Genomic DNA, 22,801 nt, shown 5'->3' on the forward strand with positions numbered 1-22,801 from the left:
GTCGGGCTTGCGAGGCGGGGTGACGGGCTCGGGCACTACCCCTCCCGGCCGATCTCGGCGCTCTCCAGCACGGCCAGCGCGTCCGGCACCAGCACGGCGGCGGAGTAGTAGGCGGACACGAGGTAGGAGATGATGGCCTGCTCGCTGATGCCCATGAACCGGACGTTCAGCCCCGGCTGGTACTCGTCCGGCAGCCCGGTCTGGTGCAGCCCCACCACGCCCTGCGCCTGTTCCCCGGTGCGCATCAGCAGGATGGAGCTGGTCCGGGTCTCGGTGACGGGGATCTTGTTGCAGGGCAGGATCGGCACCCCGCGCCAGGCGGGGACGTGGTGGCCACCCAGGTCGACGGCGTCGGGGTAGATGCCGGCCTTGGTGCATTCGCGGCCGAACGCGGCGATCGTCTTGGGGTGGGCGAGGAAGAACCCGGGGTCCTTCCACACCAGCGCGAGCAGCTCGTCCAGGTCGTCCGGCGTGGGCGGGCCGGTGCGGGTGGGGATGCGCTGGGCGAAGTCGGCGTTGTGCAGCAACCCGAAGTCGCTGTTGTTGATCAGCTCGTGTTCCTGGCGTTCCCGCAGGGCTTCCACGGTCAGCCGCAGCTGCTGCTCGATCTGGTTCATCGGCTGGTTGTAGAGGTCGGCCACCCGGCTGTGGACCCGCAGCACGGTCTGCGCCACCGACAGCTCGTATTCGCGGGGCCTGGCTTCGTAGTCGACGAACGTGCCCGGCAGCACCGGTTCGCCGTCGTGGCCCGAGGCGAGGGCGATTTCGGCCTCGCCGTGGTCGTTGCTGGCCGCCGAATCCAGCGCCACGTAGGCGTCCAGGTGCGCGCGCAGGGTTTCCGAGCGGGCCAGGACGTCTTCGAAAGCCTGGCGGGGCAGGGTCAGCACGGTGCAGGTGGTGACGGCCTTGGCGGTGAACTCCCAGATGCCGTCGCCGCGCACCAGCACCGATTCGCCGAAGTAGTCGCCGTCGGCGAGGGTGCCGAGGACGGTCTGGTCCCCGTATTCGCCGGTGCCGATCTTGGTGATCTTGCCGTGGGCGAGGAGGAACACCTGGTCGGCCTGGCTGCCGAACTCCACCAGCGCGTCCCCTGGCTCGTATTCGTGCCGGGTGAACCGGCCGGCCAGCTCGGCCAGGACCTCCTCGTCGTCGAAGCCGCGCAACGGCGCCAGCTCCCCGAGTTCGGGCGGGATGACGCGGACCTCGGCGCCGGTCGTGGTGAACGTGACCCGCCCGTCGCCGACCGCGTAGCTCAGCCGGCGGTTGACGCGGTAGGCGCCGCCGGAGACCTCGACCCACGACAGCAGCTTCAGCAGCCACCGCGAGGAGATGCCCTGCATCTGCGGGACCGACTTGGTCGTCGTGGCCAGTGTCCGGGCCGCGGCCCGGCCAAGGCTCAACGGCGCCTGCTCGGAGTCCACCGGGTCGGTGACAGTCACAGCGAAAACCACCCCATCATCTCGATCGTCAGTCATGACCTGCTGTTCCGGATATTGGTGCGGTTACGCGGCACCCTGAAATCAACATAACAACGGCGTCGCGCCACACAATGCCACGATCGGGGGATCGAGATGATTCACCTGGGTGCGGTCCGGTCGTTCTGGGCATTTTCCGGCGGCGGGCCGCAGTGGCGATCACCCCTGGTGCCCGGCCGTCACCCGAACGGGAAGTTTCCTGTTCACACGGGGTAATCGATGGTCGCCGCGGGCAGTGGCGCGAGCGGGTCGTGACACCGGGAACTGCGCCGAACCGGCGACAACCGCGGCGTGGGTGAGGCCGCCGGGATGAATCGAACAATTCCCGGTTGCCGTCGTGGAAACGTGGGTCTAACTTGGGTGACCCCGGTGGGAAATGCGCCGGCGAGTGGGGGAAAGGACGTGGATGAACATCTTCGTGGCCGGCAGTCTTTGGGTGGCCGGCGCGGCTCTCGTCGGGGGCACGGTCGCGTACCTGGTCCGCCGGCTCGGCTGGGACGAGGGCAGGCCGGACAACAACGACGCGGCGGGCCAGGTGTTCACCATCGTCGGCGGGTTGTACGCGGTCCTCGTCGCGTTCGTGCTCATCTCGCTGTTCGACTCGGTGGGCGCCGCGAGCAACGACGCGCAGGCCGAAGCCGACAGCCTGGTCGCGGCGACCTGGGCGGCCGACGCGCTGCCGGAGGACACCAAGGACCGGGTGCACCAGCTCGCCGTCGCCTACGCGCGGACGGTCGCCGAGCAGGAGTGGCCGCGCCTCGCCGACGGCGGCGCGGTGCCCGCGACCGGCTGGACGCAGCTCGACCAGCTGCGCCAGGCGGTGGCGGAGACCCGGACCGACGGTGACTGGCAGATCGACCGTAAAACCGAGGCCGCCAACCAGCTCTGGTCGGTCTACCATGCCCGCCAGCAGCGGCTGACCGGCTCCGGGGGTGGCGGGGTCGGCGCGGTCGTCTGGTTCGCGCTGATCCTCGGCAGCCTGCTCACGGCGATCCTGCTCCCGAACCTGATGGGTGGCACGCGGCTGGTCGCGCACGTCATCATCGTGTCCACCCTGGCCGGCACGATCACGTTGCTGCTGTTCGCGATCCACCAGCTGCAGAACCCGTTCGGCGGCGGCGTGAAGATACCGCCGGCGGCGTTCACCTCGGCGCTGGAAAGGCTGGCTTGACCGGCAGCAGGGCCCGCTGGGCGGCGATGCTCGGCGTGGCCGCTGCGGTTTCGGCCCTGCTGACGGCGACGGGCCTGCTCGCGCCCCCGTCGGCGCCATCCTCCGAGCGGCCGGCGGCTCAAGACCAGGACGCCTGCACGGTCCTGCAGGCGGAGAACGAACGGGTCGGCGCGCCGACGACGTTGCGGCTGCTGGCGCTGCCCGGCGGAGCCACGCGACGCCTGAGCCAGGCCGGGTTCTGGATCAACGCGATGGGCTACTCCGCCGCGCAGGGCGTCGTCTACGGCGTCGCCGACGGCACCCGCGGCGGCCGCTACCAGCACGGCGCGCACGCGGTGCGGATCGACTCCGCCGGGGTGGTCACCGACCTCGGTGTGCTCGGCCGCGCGGGCGCGCGGCGTCCGGTGTGGAGCCTGGTCACCGGCGCGACCGCCGGGGCGATCGCCGGGAACCGCTGGTACGTGCGGCAGGGCAGCGTTCTGTACACAGTGGACATCGACCCGGCGAGCGCGGACTACGTGCGGGTGGTGCACCGGACGGCGCTGTGGCCGCTGTCGCTCGCCGTCGGCGTCGACGACTTCGCCTACGACCCGGCGGACGGCCTGCTCTACGGCGTCTCGGCGACTTCGCCCGGCGGCAACTCGGTGGTGACGCTCGACCCGGCGACCGGGAAGGTCGCGGTGGTGCCCTTCCTGCGTTTCCCCGCCGGCGGCGCGTACGGATCTGTCGTCCTGGCGCCCGGCGCGGTCTACGCGACGGCCAACCGCGAGGGGCACCGCAGTGTCGCCTACCGGCTGCCGCGCGACGGCTCGGGCCCGGCCGTCGAGATCGCCACCGGGCCGGCGCTGGTGAGCGGCGACGCGGCCGGGTGCTACGCCGACGCGGCCCCGCCGCCCTCGACGAGTCCGGCCACCCAGCCGCCGTCGCCCGGCCCCAGCCCCAGCCCGAACTCGCCGCCGCCGACGCCCGGCCCCAGCCCCAATCCGAACTCGCCGCCGCCCCCCGGCCCCAGCCCCAATCCGAATCCGAACTCGCCGCCGCCGACGCAGGCACTTCCGCCGAGTCAGGAACCTGTGCCCGCGCCGGTTCCCGAGCCGCCTCCGCCGCCGCGCCCGCCTCCGGTCGAGCAGCCGGACGCGGCGGTGCCGCCCCCGGCGCCCACCCCGGCCCCGGTGGTCACGCCGACGCCGTCCGCGCCGGTTCCGCCGTCACGGCACGCGCGCCCGGCGGAGAAGACCGAGCCGCCGCCGACGGACACCGGGCTGCGAACCGAGGCGAAACGCCGATGGGGCCTGACGGCCCTGATCCTGGTCCTCGGCGGCGGCGCGGCGGCGGCGCACCGGCGGCGGCACCGGTGACGGCCGGCGCCCGAGGTTGGGTCAGTACTTGAACTGGTCGACGTTGTCGGTGGTGATCAGCAGCGGGTCGCCCAGCAGGACGGTCTTCGTCGCGGAGTCGTACTTCACCGCCGGCAACTCCAGGCTCACCTTGTTCACCGGGTTCAGCGGCTTGCCGTCGGCGATCTGCTTCGCCGTCCACGCGGTCAGGTAGCCGAGCGATTCGACGTTCCACAGCACCGACTGCGAGCACGAGCCGTCGAGCAGGAAGGGCTTGATCGCCTGCGGCGTGCCGACACCGACGGTGAACACCTGGCCGATCTTCTGCTGCTCGCGCACGGCCTTGGCGACGCCGGGCGCGGAGGTCGAGCACTCGCCGATCAGCCCGGTCAGCCCGGGGTGGCGGGCCATGAGGTCCTTGGCCATGGTCGTCGCGGTGGCCTGGTCCTCGCCCGCGTACACGGTCTCGACGAGCTGCGCTTTCGGGTAGTTCGCGGCCGCGTACTCCTTCTGGACCGCGATCCAGGCGTTGAGGTTCTCCGCGGCGGGCCCGCAGGAGACGATGGCGTACTGGCCGGTGCCGCCCGTCCGCGCCATCAGCGCGTTGACCAGCGCGGAGCCGATGCCCTGGGCGGTGGCCTGGTTGACGAACACCTCGCGCTGCGTGCCCGGCGCGTCGGTGTCCGAGGTGAGCACGTGGATGCCCTTCGTCCTGGCCTCGGCGATCACCGGCGCGAGCACGGCCGGGTCGTTGGGCGCGACGACGATGACGTCGACCTTCTTCGCGATCAGGTCGCGCAGGATCTTCACCTGCTCGGCCGGGTCGACGGTCGCCGGGCCGGTGGTGTACCACTCCACGCCCAGTTGTTTCGCCGCTTCGAGGCCGCCGGTGTTCATCGCGTCGAAGTACGGGATGCGGGCGATCTTGGGCACGAACGCGATCTGTGTCGGCGACGGCGCGGGAGCGCTGCCCAGCCGTTCCGAGCAACCACCGAGCGCGAGCGCCGCACCCAGCAGCAGCGCCGCGACCAGCCGGAACGTCTTCGTCGGCCCTCGCATCCCCACCCATTTCTCAGGACTTTCGGACGGTCTTCGCATGGTGGAGACCCAGGGCGAACGTAGGGCCCCGGGTAACCGAGGTCAACGGGATGTGCGCAAAGGGTTACATAAGTGAGTTCAATCTCGGGGATTTTCGGCGGGAATCGCCTGGACAGCGGTATCGGCTACGCTGTGCGACGACGTTTTGCACAGTGCGTTGCCTTCATGTCGGCGAGCCAGTGACGGACGCCACCCGGCTCTTGTACCCCCCGGGGGTATAGTCGGCGGTATGAGTGAACAGCACGGAGCTTCGTGGGCGACAGCGATCCAGGCGACTCTGCACTGCCTGACCGGCTGTGCCATCGGTGAGGTGCTCGGCATGGTGCTGGGCACGGCGTTCGGCCTGCACAACGCGGCGACGGTGATCCTCTCGATCGCCTTGGCGTTCGTCTTCGGCTACGGCCTGACCATGCGGGGCGTGCTGAAGTCGGGGCTGAGCCCGGCGGCGGCGTTCAAGGTGGCGCTGGCCGCGGACACGGTGTCGATCGCGGTCATGGAGCTGATCGACAACACCGTGGTCGTGGCGATCCCGGGCGCGATGGACGCGGGCCTGGCGAGCTTCCTGTTCTGGCTGGCGCTCGCGCTTTCGCTGGCGGTCGCGTTCGTCGTCACGGTGCCGGTGAACAAGTGGATGATCGGACGCGGGCGCGGCCACGCGGTCGTGCACGCCCAGCACCACCACTGACGGCCTCGGGAAAGGTGGCGGCCTCCCCGCCGGCACCGGACCCTCGAAGCGCCACTTTCCCTAGGAAAGATGCATCGCCTCACGGGGATTTTACAGGTCGATCGCGCGGTCGACCTTGTCCCGGTCGAGCACCCGCAGGATGCCTTCCAGCAGGTAGTAGTCGGCGTAGGGGAGCGACACCTCGACGCCGTCTTCGTTCGGCCGGTTGCGGGTGCAGCGCGCGACGCTCGCCTCGGCCCGGGTGGACTTCGTCGTCAGGCACGTCCGCGACACCGCGGTGAGGATCCGCAGCGCGCTCTCCCGGTACCGCGGGTGGTGCGTGAGCTCGGCGAGGTCGAGCAGGCCGCAAGCCATGATCACGCCGGCGGAGGCGTCCTTGACGTCGTTCGGGGCCTGCGGCGCCAGGTAGTCCCACACCGGCACGTGGTCGGGCGTCAGCCGGGACAGCGCGAAGTCCGCGAGCCGCCGGGCCGTGGTCAGGAACTCCGCGTCCCCGGTCCGCCGGTGGATCGTGGTGAACCCGTAGACGCCCCACGCCTGGCCGCGCGACCAGCACGACGCCGGGCTGTAGCCCTGCACGGTGTTCGGCCCGATCGGCGCGCCGGTCACCGGGTCGAAGTCGAACACGTGCGGCGTCGACCCGTCCGGGCGCGGGAAGTTCCGCTGGGTCGTCTTCGCGTGCGCGATCGCGATGTCCAGGTACCGCGGATCCTGGGTCTGCTCGCTCGCGAATGCCAGCAGGTCGAGGTTCATCATCGTGTCCATGATGACCCGGCCCGCGTTGTTCGGGTCGGTGAGCGAGCCCCAGGCGCGGATGAACCGCCCCGCCGGGTTGTAGCGCTTGATCAGCGACGACGCGGCTTGCACCGCGCCGGCCCGCCACTTGTCGTCGCCGGTGAGCCGCCACGCGGTCACCCACGATGGGGAGAAGAGGAAGCCGAGGTCGTGTGTGCCGGTGTCGTTCTGGCGCGGCGCGAGTTTCTCCGCGGACGCCAGTGCGAGGGTCTTGAATTGTTCCTCGCCGGTGTGCAGCCAGGCCAGCCACAACTGGCCGGGCCAGAATCCGCCGACCCAGTCGCCATTCTGCGAATAGGTCCATTTCTCGAACTTCGTGCCGACGGGAAACGCGGTGACGCCGGGGGCCACCGCGCGCAGCTTGGCCACCGCGTGATCGGCCGCTTGGCGGAGCGTCCGGGTGACCGATGCCTGGTCGGCGGCATCGGTGGTGGCCGCGGCGGTCGTGGAGGTGCTGGCGCTCGCCGCCACCGCGGCGCCGGCCGCGGTGGTCAGCAGGGTTCTCCGGGTGATGCTCACAGGTGCCCGCCATTCCGTGAGGGGAAAGTGCCCGGAATTTTGGCACGACCGGCAGGGATTTGTACACCCGGCGGACAACTGTTCATGGTTGTGAATTGTGTGCCGGTGAGCGGAATAGCGTGAGAAAAGGGCGAAGGCCCGGCGGGGGTTGCCGGGCCTTCGCTGTTATCGCGGGGTTGAGGGCAGTCAACCACGCGACGATCGTGGCTCACTCGAGCCGGGGTTCAGCAGTGCGGCGCGACGGGCTGGTCGGAGCCGGTCTGCAGGTAGGTGTCCGACACGTAGTGGCCGGGGCCGATCCGGTCCCAGATGTTGTTGGTGCCGAACTTGCCGGCGACCGTGTCACCCTCGACGTAGCACTCGATGTTCACCTTGGCGTAGTTCGCCGCGAGGCCCTTGATGGCGGCCGAGGTGCTGGCGCTCGCCCGGACGTTCATCGGGTCGCCCGCGGTGGTGACGACGCCGGTCGGGCCGGAGCCGGTCCACAGGAAGGTGACGTTGACGTAGCCGTTGTCGGACATCCCGAGGCCGTCCCAGAACACGCCGTCGGCGAGGTCGATGCCGGCCGGGTTCTGCACCGTGCGGCCGGAGTCGTCCTTCTTGTGGTTGTAGCCCTGCAGGTACGCGGCCTGCGCTTCGGGCGTGCCCTGCGGCAGGTCCTTGAACTCCGAGCGGACCGACGCCGGGTTCCAGTAGTCGTCGCGCTCGTTCCACGGGCCGATCTCCCACACCGGCGCGTACTCGCACTTGCTGCCGTCGGTGCGGCACACCTTGGCGGTGTAGGTGCCGGTGCCCTTGGGGGACACGGACTTGCCCGAGGGGAAGGAGACGAAGTGGTCGTGGCTGACGATCTTGTGGCCGTTGGCGGTGGTGCCGCCGACGAGGCCCTCGCGGGTGCCGTACACCTTGTAGGTCAGCGGGGTCGTCGCGGCCAGCGCGTTGACCTGCGGGGCGCTCTCCGCGCTCAGCGCGAGGCCGCGCACGGCCGGGCGGACGCCGTCGGTGTCGCTGTGGAGGCTGACGCGCACCTGCACCGAGCTGACGGCGGTCTTGAGCGTCGTGCCCGCGGGCGTCCACTCGGTCCAGTCGTTCACCCCGGTCCGGCCGCGGACGTCGACCTCGACCGAGGTGCCCTTCGGCGCGTCGGCGGTCAGCTGCGCGTTGACGCGGTTGGCCGCCGAGCCGAGCGCGTGCTCGGCCGTGATGAGGCTGCCCTCGCTGCCCGCGAACACCCGCGCGGTTCTGTGCCAGGCGGCGTCGGCCAGCGTCAGCGTTCCGCCCGCGGCGGCGACGTTGACGTCATCGGTGTCCACAGTAGACAGATCGGCGGTCCAGCTCGCGCTGCCCGACGGCGTGGTCGCTGCCTGGGCGGGGGCTCCGGCCAGCGCCGTCACCGCCCCCGCGGCCAGAACCGCCGCGGTCACGCGGCCGGCCTTGAAACTCCGGATCATCCCCGGTTCTCCCTTCGCACTTGTTCACTCGAACGTGGCGAAAGACTGACGGGGCGGCGTACATGATCCGTACAAGCAGACGGTGCGTCACGCGGAAACGATGTGCGGGGACTCGTTCACCGGGGTCAGGGGTTCCTGCGGCCGCGCCGAGAGCTCACGCCAGATCGCCAGCGCGCGCTCCGAGTAGTCGCGAGACCGCTCCGGCTGCGAAAGCGCCCGGTGCAGTTCGCCGAGCAGCTGCGAAACCTCCGCCTCCGACCGCCGGTCGCCGTTGCGCCGGTGCACCGACAGCGAGTTCATCAGCAGCAGCTGGGCGTGCGCGAAGTCGCCGCTGTGCAGGCACAGTTCGCCGAGGTTCTGGTTGGCGTAGCCGACGCAGTGGTCGTCGCCGAGCTCGGTGAAGATCGCGATCGCCCGGTCGACGTGCTCGCGCGCCGCCGCCAGGTTGCCCTGGTGCTGGAACAGCAGGCCCAGCCGCTTGAACGCGTGCGCCTCCCGGTGCCGGTCGCCGATCGCCGCCGACAGTTCCAGCGCGTCGGTGAACCAGCGCTTCGCCGCCGCGTAGCAGCCGCGCGACATCCAGACCGCGCCGGCGCCGAGGCGGGCCACCGCCTCGCCGTGCGGGTCGTCTTCCTCCGCGAACAGCTTCAGCGCTTCGTGGCAGTGGTCGAGCGCGAGGTCGTCTTCGCCCTCGATGCGCAGGATCGTCGCGAGCCCGGTCAGCGCGATGCCGACGCCCTGGGCGTCGCCGACCCGCTCGAACAACGTCTTCGACTCCTCGAACGCCACCCGGGACCCGGCGTATTCGTCCTGGTAGAGCAGGTATTGAGCGAGGTTGCGCTGGACGATCGCCTCGGCGCGCAGCGAGCCGGTCCGGCGGGCCGCGTCGAGCGCGATGAGGTGCGTGCTGTGCCAGTCGTCCTGGTGGCCGCGCAGGTCGAAGTACGGCGTCAACGCCGACGCCAGCTGCCAGGCCAGGTCGTCGAAACCCTGCTGGGCGGCCAGCGAAACCGCCGCGACGCTGGCGTGCCGCTCGGCGGCGAACCACGCCGCCGGGTCGTCGGGCAGCACGTGCGCGGGCACCGGCGGGCGCGGCAGCTCGTCGTCGCAGTACATGCCGAAGAAGTGCAGCGGCATCCGGCGCGCCGCCTCGAGCGACAGCGCGAGGTAGCCCTCCAGCACCCGGCGCAGGCCGGCCCGCGTCTTCGCCGCGTCACTCCGCTCCGCGAGCTCGACCGCGTACACGCGCAAGAGGTCGTGCAGGCGGTAGCGCGGCTGCCCGGCCGAATCGGACCCGACGAGCTCGACGAGGTGGCCGTCGACCAGCACGTCGAGCACCTCCTCGGCTTCGCGGCGGCCCAGCACGGCCGCGACCGCCCACCCCGGGAACTGCACCGGCCCGAGCAGCCCCAGCCCGCGGAACGCGGTGGCCGCCGACATCGGCAGCAGGTCGTAGGACAGGGTCACGCTCGCGCGGACGGCGAGGTCGCCGACACGCAGCTCGTCGAGCCGGCGGTGCTCGTCGCGCAGCCGGTCGGCCAGCAGCCGCAGCGTCCAGCCCGGCCGGTGCGTCAGCTTCGCGCCGGCCACCCGGATCGCCAGCGGCAGGTGCCCGCACTGCCGCAGGATCGCCGCGGCGCTCTCCGGTTCGGCGGCCACCCGCTCGGCGCCGACGATGCCCTCCAGGAGCCGCGCGGCCTCGGCCTCGGGCAGCAGGTCGACGTCCACCGGCGTCGCCCCGGCGAGGTCGGGCAGCCGGATCCGGCTGGTCACCAGCACCGCGCACGCGCCGGCGCCGGGCAGCAGCGGCCGCACCTGGGCGGCGCTGCCGGCGTCGTCGAGCACGACGCACATCCGCCGCCCGGCCAGCCGCGACCGCAGCAGCGCGGACCGTTCGGCCGGTTCCCGCGGCAGCCCGGCGTCGGGGATGCCCAGCGCGTGCAGCAGCTCGGCGAGCACGCCCATCGGTGCCCGCGGCGACGAAGACGTGCCGGCCAGGTCGACGTGCAGCTGGCCGTCGGGGAACTCGTCGCGGACCGCGTGCGCGATCCGGACGGCGACCGCCGACTTGCCGACGCCGGGCGCGCCCGAGAGCACGATCACCGCCGGGGTGCCCGAGGCCGCGCGCTCTCGCATCAGGGCCGTGATCTCGCGGAGCACGGCGTCGCGGCCGGTGAAGTCCGGCAGGTCGAGCGGCAGCTGGCAGATCGGGGCGACGTCGGCGGGGCGCGGCGCGAGGACGCTCTCCGGCACCAGCGTCGCCCGCAGCTCGCGCAGCCGGGCACCGGGTTCGGCGTCGAGTTCCTCGCGCAGGACCCGCTCGGCCGATTCGTACGCCTCGATCGCGTCGGTGGTCCGGCCGGCCGCGCGCAACGCGACGATCAGCTGACCCCAGAGTTCTTCGCGCAGCGGATGCTCGGTGACCAGGCCGCGCAGCTCGGCGACGGCTTCGCCGCAGCGGCCGAGGTCGATCCGCGCCCGCAGGCGCTGTTCCTGCACCGAGAGCCGGAGTTCGGCGAGCCGGGCGACGGTCGCGCCCCAGCTGTGGTCGTGCGGCAGTCCGTCGAGGACTTCGCCGCGCCACAGGGCGTCGGCCCGGTCGAGGAGATCGAGCGCGCCCTCGGCGTCGCCGCGATCGAGCGCTTCCTGGGCTTCGCCGGCGAAGGCGGTGAAAGCGAGGTGGTCCAGTTCGTCCGGCGACGCGGTCAGCAGGTAGCCGGAGGCACGGCTGCTGATCCGTTCGCCAAGGTCGGGGTCGATCTCCGCGAACCGTCTTCGGAGCGAATGGACGTACGTGCGGATGTTCGCCGCGGCCGACCGCGGCGCCGAATCCGGCCACAGCACTTCCACCAGCACGTCGGTCGAAACGACGACGTTCGGCTGCAAGGCCAGCGCGGCCAGCAGCAGCCGTGGCTTCGGACCGCCGAGCGCGATCACCTGCCCGGCGGTGGTGACCTCCAGCGGGCCGAGGACGCGGATGGCCAGCGAGGTGGTCTCAATCTGCCCGATGAGTTCCCCCATGATCGGATGCTAGGGCCGCTTCGGCCCGGCGGCTAGATCCATTCGGAGTGTCTGTGCGCACGCGTGCGCGCGAGGCCCGGATTTGTACGGGACGTGTACGGCCCGAAGTCACGCTCCCTGCCATGAAGCGTTTGAACTTCCGGCGCATCGCCGGCATCGGGGTGATCGTGGCGACGGTCGGTGCGCTCGCGGTCGGCGGCGCGCTCGAAGCGTCGGCCGCGGCCACCGGCACCGTCAAGACCGCGGGCGACCCGCTCAACGTCCGCCGGGCGCCCACCACGGGCGCCACGGCCGTCAAGACCGTCGCGAACGGCGCGACCGTGACCATCGACTGCCAGATCACCGGCGCCTCGGTGACCGGGCCCTACGGCACGAGCACGCTGTGGGACTACCTCCCGGCACTCGGCGGGTACGTCTCGGACACCTACGTCTTCACCAACTCGGACACGCGGGTCGCGCCCGACTGCGGCGTCGGCTCCGGCAGCGGCCAGTGCTCCGACGCGTGCGCGGGCGAGGCGCAGTACCGCTCGTCCGACTCCCACTTCCTGGTCTACGACACCAGCTCCGACGGTTATTCGGCCGTGGCCGTGTACTGGCTCAAGGGCGGCGCCGGGCCGTTCTACGTCTGGAACTCCGGCGGCGAGGGCACGAAGGTCGACAAGGCCGTCGCGGTCCCGCACGGCGGCTGGGTCTTCTACAAGGTCTGCGTCGCCAACTACACGACCGCGAAGCCGGACCTGAAGTCCTGCAGCGACGGCATCACCGACTTCGCGGCCTGACCGCGTCCACCGCAAGAGAAAGGCTTTTCACCATGGGCCAGGTCAACCGGCGCAAGGTGCTCCTCGGCGGGCTCGCCGCGGTCACCGCCACCGCGGCTTCGGCGGCGCTGCCGTCCTGGGCGAACGCCCGCACCACGGCCGCCGCGCCCGCCATCCGCGATCCGTTCCAGCTCGGCATCGCCTCCGGCGATCCGCTGCCCGACAGCGTCGTGCTGTGGACGCGGCTCGCGCCGGCACCGCTCACCCCGGACGGCTTCGGCGGCATGCCAGACGCCACCTACGCGGTCGACTGGGAGATCGCGAACGACGAGGCGTTCAGCTCGATCGTGCAGAGCGGCTCGGTGAGCGCCGCCCGGGCGTCCGGGCACAGTGTCCACATCGAACCGACCGGGCTGCAGCCCGCACGGGAGTACTTCTACCGGTTCAAGAGCTCCGGCTACATCTCGCCGGTCGGCCGGACGCGCACCGCGCCCGCCGCCGGTGCCGCGGTCAACCAGCTCAAGTACTGCTTCAGTTCCTGCCAGCACTGGGAGGAGGGCTACTACCACGCGTACAAGGGCATCGTGGCCGACGACCCGGACCTGGTGCTGTTCCTCGGCGACTACATCTACGAGAAGAAATCGGGCCGCACCGCGAAGGAGCGCAACCCGCGCGGCCTGGCCTTCAGCGAGGACGTCACCACGCTCGCGCAGTACCGCGCCCGCCACGCCCAGCACAAGACCGACGCCGACCTGCAGGCCGCGCACGCGATCGCGCCCTGGATCGTGGTGTTCGACGACCACGAGGTCATGAACGACTGGAACGGCACCACCTCGCCCGCGCCGGCGGCGCGCAAGGCCGCCGGGTTCCAGGCGTTCTACGAGAACACCCCGATCCGCTCGACGGCCAAGCCCAACGGTGCGTCGATCCAGCTGTACCGGCAGCTGATGTGGGGCAACCTGGCCCGGTTCCACATGCTCGACACCCGCCAGTACCGCAGCGCCCAGGTGCCCGACCCCGCCGGCGACGCCGGTCCGGCCTGCGCCGACATGCGCAGCACCTCCCGCAGCATCCTCGGCGCCACCGAGGAGGCGTGGCTGCTCAAGCAGTTCGAGTCGCACCCCGCCACCTGGGACTTCCTCGGCCAGCAGGTCTTCTTCGCCACGCGTGACGCCGACGGCGACAAGACCACCTGCGAGAACAACGACTCCTGGCAGGGCTACGAGGCCTCCCGCAACCGGATCCAGCAGGGCTGGGTCGACCGCAAGGTCGCCAACCCGGTCGTGCTCACCGGGGACGTCCACCGGCACTGGGCCGCCGACCTGCGGCTCGACTACTTCAACCACAGCAGTCCGGTCATCGGCTCGGAGCTGGTCACGACGTCGGTCACGAGCAACAGCGACAACGCGGGCGACCCCAGCGCCGCCTGGTACGCGAAAAACCCGCACGTGAAGTACTGCAAGGGCGAGCGGGGGTACGTCCGCGTCACGACCACGCCGTCGCAGATGCGGGCGGACTTCATGACGACGTCCGACACGAGTGTCTACGACCCGGCGTCGGTCGTCATCAAGAACGACCGCAGCTACGTGGTGCAGGCGGGCAAGGCCGGCCTCCAGCAGGTCTGAAGCTACGCTGCGTGACGTGACCGATGAACTGGGTCTGCGGGAGCGTAAGAAGCTCCGCACGCGGGCGGCGATCTCGGCGGCGGCGATCCGGCTCTTCCTGGAGCGCGGGTTCGACGCCGTCGGGGTCGCCGAGGTGGCGCGGGTGGCCGAGGTGTCCAAGCGGACGCTGTTCGCCTACTTCCCGACCAAGGAGGACCTGGTGCTGCACCGGTTCGCCGACCACGAGACCGACGCGGCGGACGTCGTGCGCGCCCGCCGCCCCGGCCAGGGCGCGCTGGCCGCGCTGCGAGAGGCGTTTCTGCGCGGCCTCGACGAACGCGAACCGGTGACCGGCCTCTGTGACGCCCCGGCCGTCGTCGAGGTGTTCCGGCTGGTCACCGGCACTCCCGCGCTGGTGGCGCGGCTGGTGGAGTTCGCCTCCGCGGGGGAGTCGGCGCTGGCCGCCGCCCTCGCCGAGGCCGGCGTCCCAGCGCTGGACGCGGGCCTCGCCGCCGCGCAGATCACGGCCGCCCGCCGGACGCTGGCCACGGCGAACATGGACGCGATCGCCGCCGGCGTCCCCGCGACGCGGCGCCTCCCGGAAGCCGTCGCGGCGGCCGAACGGGCGTTCACCCTGCTGTCGTCCGGAGTAGGGTTCCCGTGACCGTCGCCGATCATGCCGGATTCATGGTCCGGACCATGCGAAACGCACGGGACCACCGGGTGTGGCGAAGGTAGACTCCGAATCCTGATTGGACACCGGGACCACCGAGCACGGGACCCGCGCCCGACTGGGGGTGGCGCGGGTCCCCGGCCCGGCGATCTTGACATTCCGCTCGTGCCACTCGTAATCTGGTTGTTCCGCCGTCATGCCGATTTCCGATTCCATGACAAGGCGGTTCCACGGTGAAGAAACTCTTGCTGATCACCTGTGCGGTGGCGGGGCTGGTGGTGACCGGCGCCGGGATCTCCGCGGCCGCGCCCGGCGGCGTTTACGACGTGAAGGACTACGGGGCCAAGGGAAACGGGTCCGCCAACGATTCCGGGGCCATCGACAAGGCGATCACGGCGGCCAACGCGGCCGGCGGTGGCACCGTCCGGTTCACGCCGGGTAACTACAAGTCGGCGAACACCGTGCACCTCAAGAGCAACGTGACGATCCAGCTCGACGCCGGCGCGACGATCACCGGGTCCAGCGCGGACAGTTACGACAAGCCCGAGGCGAACCAGTGGGACGACTACCAGGACTACGGCCACAGCCACTTCCACAACGCGATGTTCTACGGCGACAAGCTGTCGAACATCGGGTTCACCGGCGCCGGCACGATCGACGGCGGCGGCAACCTCATCACCGGCAACCCGGATCCGGGCGAGGCCGACAAGATCCTGTCGCTCACCCGCTGCGACGGGCTCACGCTGTCCGGGATCAAGCTGCGTCGCGGCGGCCACTTCGCCGCGCTGATCAACGGCTGTAAGAACGTCGTGTCCGACCACCTGACCATCGACACGGCGAGTGACCGGGACGGCTGGAACATCATCAGCACGACCGACGTCACGATCACCAACGCGACCATCGCGGCCAACGATGACGCGCTCGTCTTCAAGAGCGACTACGCGCTCGGCGCGAAACTGCCGAACGGGAACGTCACGGTGAACAACGCGAAACTGTCGGCGGTCTGCTGCAACGCGCTGATGTTCGGTTCCGAGACGTGCGGCGACTTCACCGGATACCGGTTCTCGGACATCGCGATCACCGGCGCGCACAAATCGGGCATCGGGATCGTTTCGATGGACGGCGCCAAGATTTCCGACGTGCACTACCGCAACATCACGATGTCCGGCACGTACTCGCCGATCATGATGAAGATCGGCACCCGGAAGCGGTGCGGGAACAACCCCGGCGTCGGCTCGATCAGCGGCATCACGCTCGACAACGTCACCGGCACGCACACCGGGAGCAACTTCAGCCCGACGATCTGGGGCGCGGACAGCGGCCACCGCGTCTCCGACGTCACCTTCACCGGCGTGAAGCTGAACGTGCCGGGCGGCTCCGGCACCATGGGCACCGGCGTGCCGAGCAACACCGCGACGGACTACAACCCGAAGAGCATCGGCACCCGCCCGTCGTACGGCTGGTACCTGCGCTACGCGTCCGGCATCCGCTTCGTGGACAGCTCGGTGGAGTTCGCCAAGGACGACGGCCGCCCGGCGAGCATCGTCAACAACAGCACCGACATCACGTTCGAACACTTCACCGCGGAGAAGGGCTCGAAGAGCCCGTTCGACCTCGGCTTCCAGTCGGTGACGGGCTACTGCGTGAAGGACTCGGCGACAACCTCGGGCTCGGCCCTGCGGGTGAACACCTCGAGCTCCACCTCGACCTGCTGACGTTCTCCGTATCCCGCGTGATCAGAGCCGTAACTCGCGTGATTGAAGGCGTAACTCGCGAGTTACGGCTCCGATCACGCGAGATACGGCCTGAATCACGCGAGATACGGGTTTCCGCACGGACGAAGGGGCCCCGGCTGGTGAGCCGGGGCCCCTTCCGCGGCGCGCCTCGTGGTCAGTGCCGGTACTGCTCGTTCATGATGAGGAACGCGCCGAGGCCGTGGAAGTCGTTGGTCCTGCGGGCCCGGGCGTAGTAGTACGACAGGTCGCCGACGTTGGTGCCTTCGCCGATGTCGGTGATGTTGGTCAGGCCGTCCGAACCGAGCGAAACCTTCTGCAGCACGCCGGCGTAACCCTTGTCCGCCACCGCCTGGTACGACGAAGGCAGGTAGCCGCGCTGGACGCCGCGGGCCATCGTGAACGTGTACATCGACGACGCCGACGTCTCGAGCCAGTTCTTCGCGTCGTAGCCGCGGTCGACGACCTGGTACCACCGGCCGGTCGAGGGGTCCTGGTACCGCTGGTAGCCCGCGGCCAGGAACCGGACGACGTCGATCAGCGCGGCCCGCCGCGGGTGGTCCGCCGGGAGCGCCTCGAGGATGTCGATGGTGGCCATGCCGAACCAGCCGATCGCCCGTGCCCAGTGGTACTTCGAGTGGCGCCCGGACCCGGACGCCCACGACTCGGAGCCGTCCTCGTCGTAGGCGTGGTAGAGCAGGCCCTTCGCCGGTTCGCGAAGGTGGTTGAAGTACACGACGATGTTCTTCGCCGCTTCTTCGAAGCAGTACGCGCCGTCGTCGAACGCCGCGCCGTAGAGCGCGAGGAACGGCTGGGCCATGTACACGCCGTCGCCCCACAGCTGGCCGACCTTGCTCGTGGCGTGGAACATGCCGCCGTCGGACGTCCGGGGGTAGGACGGGAACCGCTTGCGGAGCTGGTCGGCCGCCGTCTTGTACTTCTTGCGGCCGGTTTCCGCGTGCAGCAACGGAAGCAGCTGGCACGAACGCATCGAGTCGAGGTTGGTGAAGCTGTTGGAGATGCCGCTGTCGGTGATGAAGCGGTCGTACCAGGCGATGATGTAGTCGAGGTACTTCTTCTCGCCGGTGCGCTTGTAGAAGAGGTACTGGCCGTAGAGGTAGAGGCCCAGGGTGTAGCCCCAGCCGCCGATCTTGTCCGGCGGGTAGCGCTTCATCGTCGAGTCGATCACGGCCCGTGACCAGTCCATCGGCGCCGCGCCGCCGATCGGGGGGAGCCGGTCCGCCGCCCGCGCGACGGGACCCGCCGCGGCGAGGGCACCAAGGGTGCCGAGCGTGCCGGCCAGGACCGCGCGCCGGGTCGGGCGAAGGGGGTGCTCGGACATTCGTCGTCCTTTCGTGCACTGGCCCCGGGGAGCGGGCGGGAGGGTGGCCGGGATGCCGATCCGCCGTCCGTCGGCATCCCGACCAGCTCAGGGGGGCGCGGCGTGCTGCCCGTGTCGCCGGAGCGATGGTCTCGGAGCGAAAGCGCTCACTGGGGAGAACATCTACTCGCCTTCCGGAGGATCAGTCAAGAGAGATCGGATCTCTCGTCTCATATATCAGATATATGACCCGAATGGCCGCAACTCTGATGTACCGGTCAGCGAAATGCCCCGCAAAGGTCGGATCTAAGTCTTGATCGACCGTCGTCAAGGCGAGCGCGTTCAGGGGTGGCCACAGTGGACAGTCCGCGAGCGACGGCGTGACGGCCAGGTACTACGCGACCGCGGCGGGCTGAGCCAGCAGGTCGAGGGTGAGCGCCGCGGTCCAGCTGAACGAACGGGTTCCGTGGCCCGTCCCGGTCAGCGGGTCGCAGTACTCCGCGAAGTCCGTCCGCAGTGCCGTCTCGACGAGGTCGGCGCGCAGGTGTTCGGCGAGCGCGTGCTCGCCGTGGCGCAGCAGCCCGTGCCGGACCAGCCAGCCGACGTTGAACCAGGACGGGCCGCGCCAGTAGCGGCCCGGGTCGAACTCAGGCGCGGTCAGGTCGTGACTCGGGACGCCGTGCACCCGCCCGAGCCGGAACCGCGGCCCGGTGGCCGTCGCCAGCAGGGCCGGGGCGACGGCCAGGTCCGGCAGCAGCAGCGGCAGCAGGCCGGCGCACGTGTACTCGCGGGTCCGCGTGCCGGTCCGGACGTCGCGGGCGAAGAACCAGCCGGAAGCGCTGTCCCACAACGTGTCCTGCAACGCCTTCGCGACGCGCGCCGCGGCTTCGCGGTGGCCGGCGGCGGCCGCGGGCAGGCGGAGCTCTTCGGCGATCTCGGCCAGCGCCAGTTCGCCGTCGGCCAGCAACGCGTTGAAGCCGGGATCTTCGACGACGAAGCCGGCGCCGTCCTGGTAGCCGCTGTCGCGGTAGTCGGCGGCGAGCCGGACGTAGCGGCCGTAGTCCTCGTCGCTCGGCCGGTCGGCGGCGGCGCCGTGCTGCAGGTCGCGGCGGACGAACCCGGCCGACGGCGTGACGGCGGAGAGGGGCGCGTCCCAGGCCGGGCTGTTGTCCATCCCGGACTCCCACGGGTGCACGATCGCGGCGAGCCCGCGCCCGCCCCGGCCGCGGTGGGTGTGCAGGTATTCGTGCCAGGCCCGGAGTTTCGGGTACAGCGTGGCGAGGAACGTGCGGTCGGGCTCGGCCTCGTGCACCGCCAGCACGGCCCGCGCGTGCACCGGCGGCTGGACCAGCCCCGACGTCCGCCCGGCGTGCCAGAAGGACGGCCCCGGGAAGTACGCCTCCGGCGGTGTGTCCGGGTTGAAGAGGATGTGCGGGACGCGGCCGTCGCGCCACTGGGCGGAGAACAGCGTCAGCAGCTCGAGCCGCGCGCGCTCGGGCGCCAGGTGCCGCACGCCGAACGCGATGAACGCGGAGTCCCAGCTCCACTGGTGCGGGTAGAGCCCGCGCGAAGGCACCGTGGACGAGCCCAGCCAGTTGTCCGCCAGGACAGCTGCCGCGCGCTCCCGTGTTACGTCCATGTGTCCAACCTATCTCCTACTTATGTCTTGTCAATGGACAAAAGTCCGCAGCTGGGATGATGCGGGCCACACCGAAGGGGGCCCGTGATGGCGACGCCGACCAGTGCCGGAGAGCTGCTGCAGCTGGTCCGGACGGGACAGGCGACCACGCGCAAGGCGCTGCGCACGCGCAGCGGGCTGTCGCGCTCGACGCTGACCGCCCGATTGGAGCAGCTCCAAGCGGCGGGCCTGCTGGCCGAAGGCGACCAGGAGGACTCCACCGGCGGCCGCCCGGCGCGGCAGCTGCGGTTCGACGACCAGCACGCCGTCGTCCTCGCCGCGAGCATCGACACGATGCACGCCGAGGCCGCGCTCACCGACCTGTCCGGACGGCGGCTGGCGCGCCGCGGGGGCGCGCTGCGGGTCGCCGACGGCCCGGAACCCGTGCTCGCCCGGATCGCGGAGTGGTTCGAGGCGATGCTGGCCGAGGTGGGACGGCCGGTGTGCGGCGTGGGCGTTTCCGTACCGGGGCCGGTCGAGCCCGGCCGCGCCCGGGTCACGCAGCCGCCGATCATGCCCGGCTGGGACGGCTACCCGATCGACGGCTACCTCGGGGCCCGCTTCGGCGCCCCGGTGCTGGTCGACAACGACGCCAACCTGATGGCGCTGGGCGAGCACCGCGCCCGGTACCCCGACTCGGCCGCGCTGGTGGTGGTCAAGGTGTCCACCGGGATCGGCGCCGGGCTGGTCATCGGCGGCGAGGTCTACCGCGGCGTCGACGGCGGCGCGGGCGACATCGGCCACATCCGGCTGCCGGGGCACCCGGAAGCGCGCTGCCTCTGCGGTTCGGTCGGCTGCCTCGCGGCGGTCGCGAGCGGGGGCGCGCTGGCCGCGCGCCTGACGGAGCTGGGCCTGCCGACGACGTCGGGGTCGGGCGTGCGCGAGCGGATCGTGGCCGGGGAGCCGGCCGCGGTGCGGCTCGCCGAGTCCGCCGGGCGGCAGGTGGGGGAGGTGCTCGCGACGCTCGTCTGCGTGGTCAACCCGGGCGTGCTGGTGATCGCCGGCGACCTCGCCGAGCCGCACTTCGTCGCCGGGGTCCGCGAGGTGCTCTACCGGCGGGCGCTGCCGCGCGCGACGCAGAGCCTGCGCGTCGAGATCGGCGGCCGCGGGCTCGCGCTCGGCGGCGCGGTGGCGATGGTGGTCGAGGCCGTGTTCGCCCCGGCCGAGGTCGACCGCAGGCTGGCCGCGCGCGCCTGACCGCCGGTCCGGCCGGCGGTCCGGCCGCGGTCTGTCCCGAGTGGACAGAGCGACCGACTTTAGTAGGTGGCGGGCGCCTGTCTCCCGTAGTCCGCACTGATGTCGCGAAACGGACTTACCGCGCATCCAGGTGTATTCCTCGCGTTTTCCGGGCGACAAATCGGATTTCCGCACCGCGCCAGGATCGGCGGTGAATTCGCGACCAGATAACGGTTGCGCAAGTACTTCCCCGGGAGTGGAACGCCGATCTAGTCTCAGCCGGTATTCGAGGCCCATTTACCGGGGGCCGCATTCGAGAGGGAGATTTCTGTGCGAAGAAGCTCCACCCTGCTCCTGTCGCTCGCGGTGGTGGGTGGTCTCACCGCGACCATGCCGGCGACGGCGTCGGCGCAGGGGCGTCAGGACATCCCGCAGTCGCACCCGTTGTGGGCGAACGCGCAGGCGAAGGTCGCCGACACGGCGCCCGCGGCGAAGCTGAGCTTCCGCGTTTACCTGAACCAGCGCGACAACGCCGGCGCCGAGGCGCTGGCGCAGGCCGTGTCCGACCCGGACAGCAGGACCTACCGCCAGTTCCTGAGCCCCGACCAGGTTCGCGACCGGTTCGCCGCGAGCGAAGCGACGGTGAACGCCGTCAAGTCGTGGCTGACCGGCAACGGGTTCAGCATCGGCGAGGTGCCGTCGAACCGCGCCTTCGTCGAAGCCACCGGCACGGCAGACCAGACGGAGAAGGCGTTCGCCGTCGACCTGGGCAAGTACCGGGTCAAGGGCCAGACGCTGCGCGCCGCCGACAAGAACCTGTCGGTGCCGGCGAACCTGGCGGCCGACGTCCTCGGCGTCGTCGGCGTGGACCAGGCGACCAACCTGTTCAAGCCGGACCACACCGACGGCATCGACTCGGGCAAGGCCACGAAGTCCGTGCAGCCGTCCGATGTCGCGCCCGGCCCCGGGTTCCGCAACGCGCCGCCCTGCAGTGCCTACTACGGCGAGAAGATCGACACCACCGATCCCGCCTACAACGGCAAGCGGCTGCCGTACGCGCCCTGCGGGTACACCCCGGCGCAGCTGCGTTCGGCCTACGGCGTCGACAAGGTCGGCGCGGACGGCAAGGGCACCACGATCGCCATCGTGGACGCGTTCGCCTCGCCGACCATCTACGCCGACGCCAGCGAGTACGCCCGCCGCAACGACCCGGCGCACCCGCTGAAGCAGAGCCAGTTCTCGCAGCACGTCTTCCCGGCCAACCCCGTCCTGGAGCCGCCGGACCAGTGTGACGCGGCGGGCTGGTACGGCGAGGAGACCCTCGACGTCGAGGCCGTCCACGGCCTCGCCCCGGGCGCGAACATCCTGTACGTCGGCGGGTCCGACTGCCAGGACAACTCGCTCGACGAGGCGCTGAACTACGTGATCGCCGGCCACAAGGCCGACATCGTGTCGAACTCCTACGGCGACACCGGTGAGGACATCCCGGCCGACGAGGTCAAGGTGTTCAACCAGATCTCGCTGCAGGCGGTCCTCGAGGGCATCGGTGTCTACTTCTCGTCGGGCGACAACGGTGACGAGGTCGCGCGCCTCGGCTTCCCGTCGCCGGACTTCTCCGCCTCCGCGCCGTGGATCACCGCGGTCGGCGGCACGTCCATCGCGATCGGCAAGGACGGCAAGCGGATCTTCGAGACCGGCTGGGAGACCAGCAAGTCGCTGCTGACCAACGGCGTCTACGGCCCCGCCGCCTACACCAGCGGTTCCGGTGGCGGCACGAGCCGGCTGTTCGAGCAGCCCTTCTACCAGAAGGGCGTCGTGCCGGACGCCCTGGCGACGAAGAACCAGACCGGCCACAAGAAGGGCCGGGTCGTCCCGGACATCTCCGCGGTCGGCGACCCGAACACCGGCTTCCTGGTCGGCCAGACGCAGACCTTCCCGGAGGGTGCGCACTACGACCAGTACCGGATCGGCGGCACGAGCCTCGCGTCGCCGGTGTTCGCCGGGATCATGGCGGTGGCTGACAGCCTCGACCACTTCCACCACGGCTTCATCAACCCCGTGATCTACAAGCTGACCTCGCGCACCTCGGCGATCAGCGACGTGCAGCACGTGGACGGCCAGGCCGTGGCCCGCGTCGACTACGCGAACTCGGTCGACGCGTCGGAGGGGCTGCTCCGCTCGGCCCGCAACCTGGACTACCAGGGGCTGACGATCCGCACCACCAAGGGCTACGACGACGTGACCGGCCTCGGCGCGCCCAACGGGCTGCTGTTCCTGTTCCTCGTCTAGTTTTGCAGTGAAGTCCT

Annotated in this window: 16 protein-coding genes; 9 read left to right on the forward strand and 7 right to left on the reverse strand. The window is 70.8% G+C overall.

Annotated features, from left to right (window positions below; translation table 11 throughout):
* Positions 1-35: 35 nt before the first annotated feature.
* Positions 36-1,439, reverse strand: coding sequence for a family 2B encapsulin nanocompartment shell protein (locus AB0M82_RS25520; protein WP_364726535.1), 1,404 nt, complete (start codon positions 1,437-1,439; stop codon positions 36-38).
* A gap of 442 nt (positions 1,440-1,881) precedes the next feature.
* On the opposite strand from AB0M82_RS25520, the gene AB0M82_RS25525 reads away from it, so the two are divergent.
* On the forward strand, positions 1,882-2,646 hold the full coding sequence (locus tag AB0M82_RS25525; RefSeq protein ID WP_364726538.1) for a hypothetical protein: 765 nt from the start codon (positions 1,882-1,884) through the stop codon (positions 2,644-2,646).
* Entirely contained in the window at positions 2,643-4,004 is a 1,362-nt protein-coding gene (locus tag AB0M82_RS25530; protein ID WP_364726541.1) for a hypothetical protein, read from the forward strand. Before AB0M82_RS25525 ends, AB0M82_RS25530 begins: the two co-directional genes overlap by 4 nt.
* Positions 4,005-4,025: 21 nt before the next feature.
* Here the strand turns inward: AB0M82_RS25530 and AB0M82_RS25535 are convergent, their stop codons facing one another.
* The gene (locus AB0M82_RS25535; RefSeq protein ID WP_364726544.1) at positions 4,026-5,042 is read right to left on the reverse strand and encodes an autoinducer 2 ABC transporter substrate-binding protein; all 1,017 of its coding nucleotides are present in this window, start codon (positions 5,040-5,042) and stop codon (positions 4,026-4,028) included.
* A 268-nt stretch (positions 5,043-5,310) separates the two neighbouring features.
* Here AB0M82_RS25535 and AB0M82_RS25540 point away from each other — a divergent pair, with 268 nt between their 5' ends.
* Positions 5,311-5,766, forward strand: coding sequence for a DUF4396 domain-containing protein (locus AB0M82_RS25540; RefSeq protein ID WP_364726546.1), 456 nt, complete (start codon positions 5,311-5,313; stop codon positions 5,764-5,766).
* Between the two features lie 90 nt (positions 5,767-5,856).
* Here the strand turns inward: AB0M82_RS25540 and AB0M82_RS25545 are convergent, their stop codons facing one another.
* From AB0M82_RS25545 to AB0M82_RS25555, 3 genes are all read right to left on the reverse strand, one after another.
* Entirely contained in the window at positions 5,857-7,080 is a 1,224-nt protein-coding gene (locus AB0M82_RS25545) for a glucuronyl hydrolase (RefSeq protein ID WP_364726549.1), read from the reverse strand.
* Between the two features lie 224 nt (positions 7,081-7,304).
* On the reverse strand, positions 7,305-8,531 hold the full coding sequence (locus AB0M82_RS25550; RefSeq protein ID WP_364726552.1) for a hypothetical protein: 1,227 nt from the start codon (positions 8,529-8,531) through the stop codon (positions 7,305-7,307).
* Positions 8,532-8,618: 87 nt separating this feature from the next.
* Positions 8,619-11,552, reverse strand: coding sequence for a BTAD domain-containing putative transcriptional regulator (locus AB0M82_RS25555; RefSeq protein WP_364726555.1), 2,934 nt, complete (start codon positions 11,550-11,552; stop codon positions 8,619-8,621).
* Between the two features lie 122 nt (positions 11,553-11,674).
* On the opposite strand from AB0M82_RS25555, the gene AB0M82_RS25560 reads away from it, so the two are divergent.
* From AB0M82_RS25560 to AB0M82_RS25575, 4 genes are all read left to right on the forward strand, one after another.
* The gene (locus AB0M82_RS25560) at positions 11,675-12,331 is read left to right on the forward strand and encodes a hypothetical protein (protein ID WP_364726558.1); all 657 of its coding nucleotides are present in this window, start codon (positions 11,675-11,677) and stop codon (positions 12,329-12,331) included.
* A 32-nt stretch (positions 12,332-12,363) separates the two neighbouring features.
* Complete coding sequence (locus AB0M82_RS25565) at positions 12,364-13,935, forward strand: alkaline phosphatase D family protein (protein ID WP_364726561.1); 1,572 nt, start codon at positions 12,364-12,366, stop codon at positions 13,933-13,935.
* Positions 13,936-13,951: 16 nt separating this feature from the next.
* Complete coding sequence (locus tag AB0M82_RS25570; RefSeq protein ID WP_364726564.1) at positions 13,952-14,578, forward strand: TetR family transcriptional regulator; 627 nt, start codon at positions 13,952-13,954, stop codon at positions 14,576-14,578.
* A 242-nt stretch (positions 14,579-14,820) separates the two neighbouring features.
* Entirely contained in the window at positions 14,821-16,302 is a 1,482-nt protein-coding gene (locus AB0M82_RS25575; protein ID WP_364726567.1) for a glycosyl hydrolase family 28 protein, read from the forward strand.
* A 175-nt stretch (positions 16,303-16,477) separates the two neighbouring features.
* Here the strand turns inward: AB0M82_RS25575 and AB0M82_RS25580 are convergent, their stop codons facing one another.
* Entirely contained in the window at positions 16,478-17,662 is a 1,185-nt protein-coding gene (locus AB0M82_RS25580) for a glycoside hydrolase family 88 protein (protein WP_364726570.1), read from the reverse strand.
* 373 nt (positions 17,663-18,035) lie between these two features.
* A complete protein-coding gene (locus AB0M82_RS25585; protein ID WP_364726572.1) occupies positions 18,036-19,280 on the reverse strand; it encodes a trehalase family glycosidase in 1,245 nt (414 codons plus the stop codon).
* 87 nt (positions 19,281-19,367) lie between these two features.
* Between AB0M82_RS25585 and AB0M82_RS25590 the strand changes: the two genes are divergently transcribed.
* Together AB0M82_RS25590 and AB0M82_RS25595 are read left to right on the forward strand one after the other, a co-directional pair.
* A complete protein-coding gene (locus AB0M82_RS25590) occupies positions 19,368-20,516 on the forward strand; it encodes an ROK family protein (RefSeq protein ID WP_364726574.1) in 1,149 nt (382 codons plus the stop codon).
* A 309-nt stretch (positions 20,517-20,825) separates the two neighbouring features.
* The gene (locus AB0M82_RS25595) at positions 20,826-22,784 is read left to right on the forward strand and encodes a S53 family peptidase (protein WP_364726577.1); all 1,959 of its coding nucleotides are present in this window, start codon (positions 20,826-20,828) and stop codon (positions 22,782-22,784) included.
* The last annotated feature ends 17 nt before the right edge of the window (positions 22,785-22,801 follow it).

The sequence above is a fragment of the Amycolatopsis sp. NPDC051128 genome (genome assembly GCF_040682715.1).
GTDB lineage: Bacteria > Actinomycetota > Actinomycetes > Mycobacteriales > Pseudonocardiaceae > Amycolatopsis.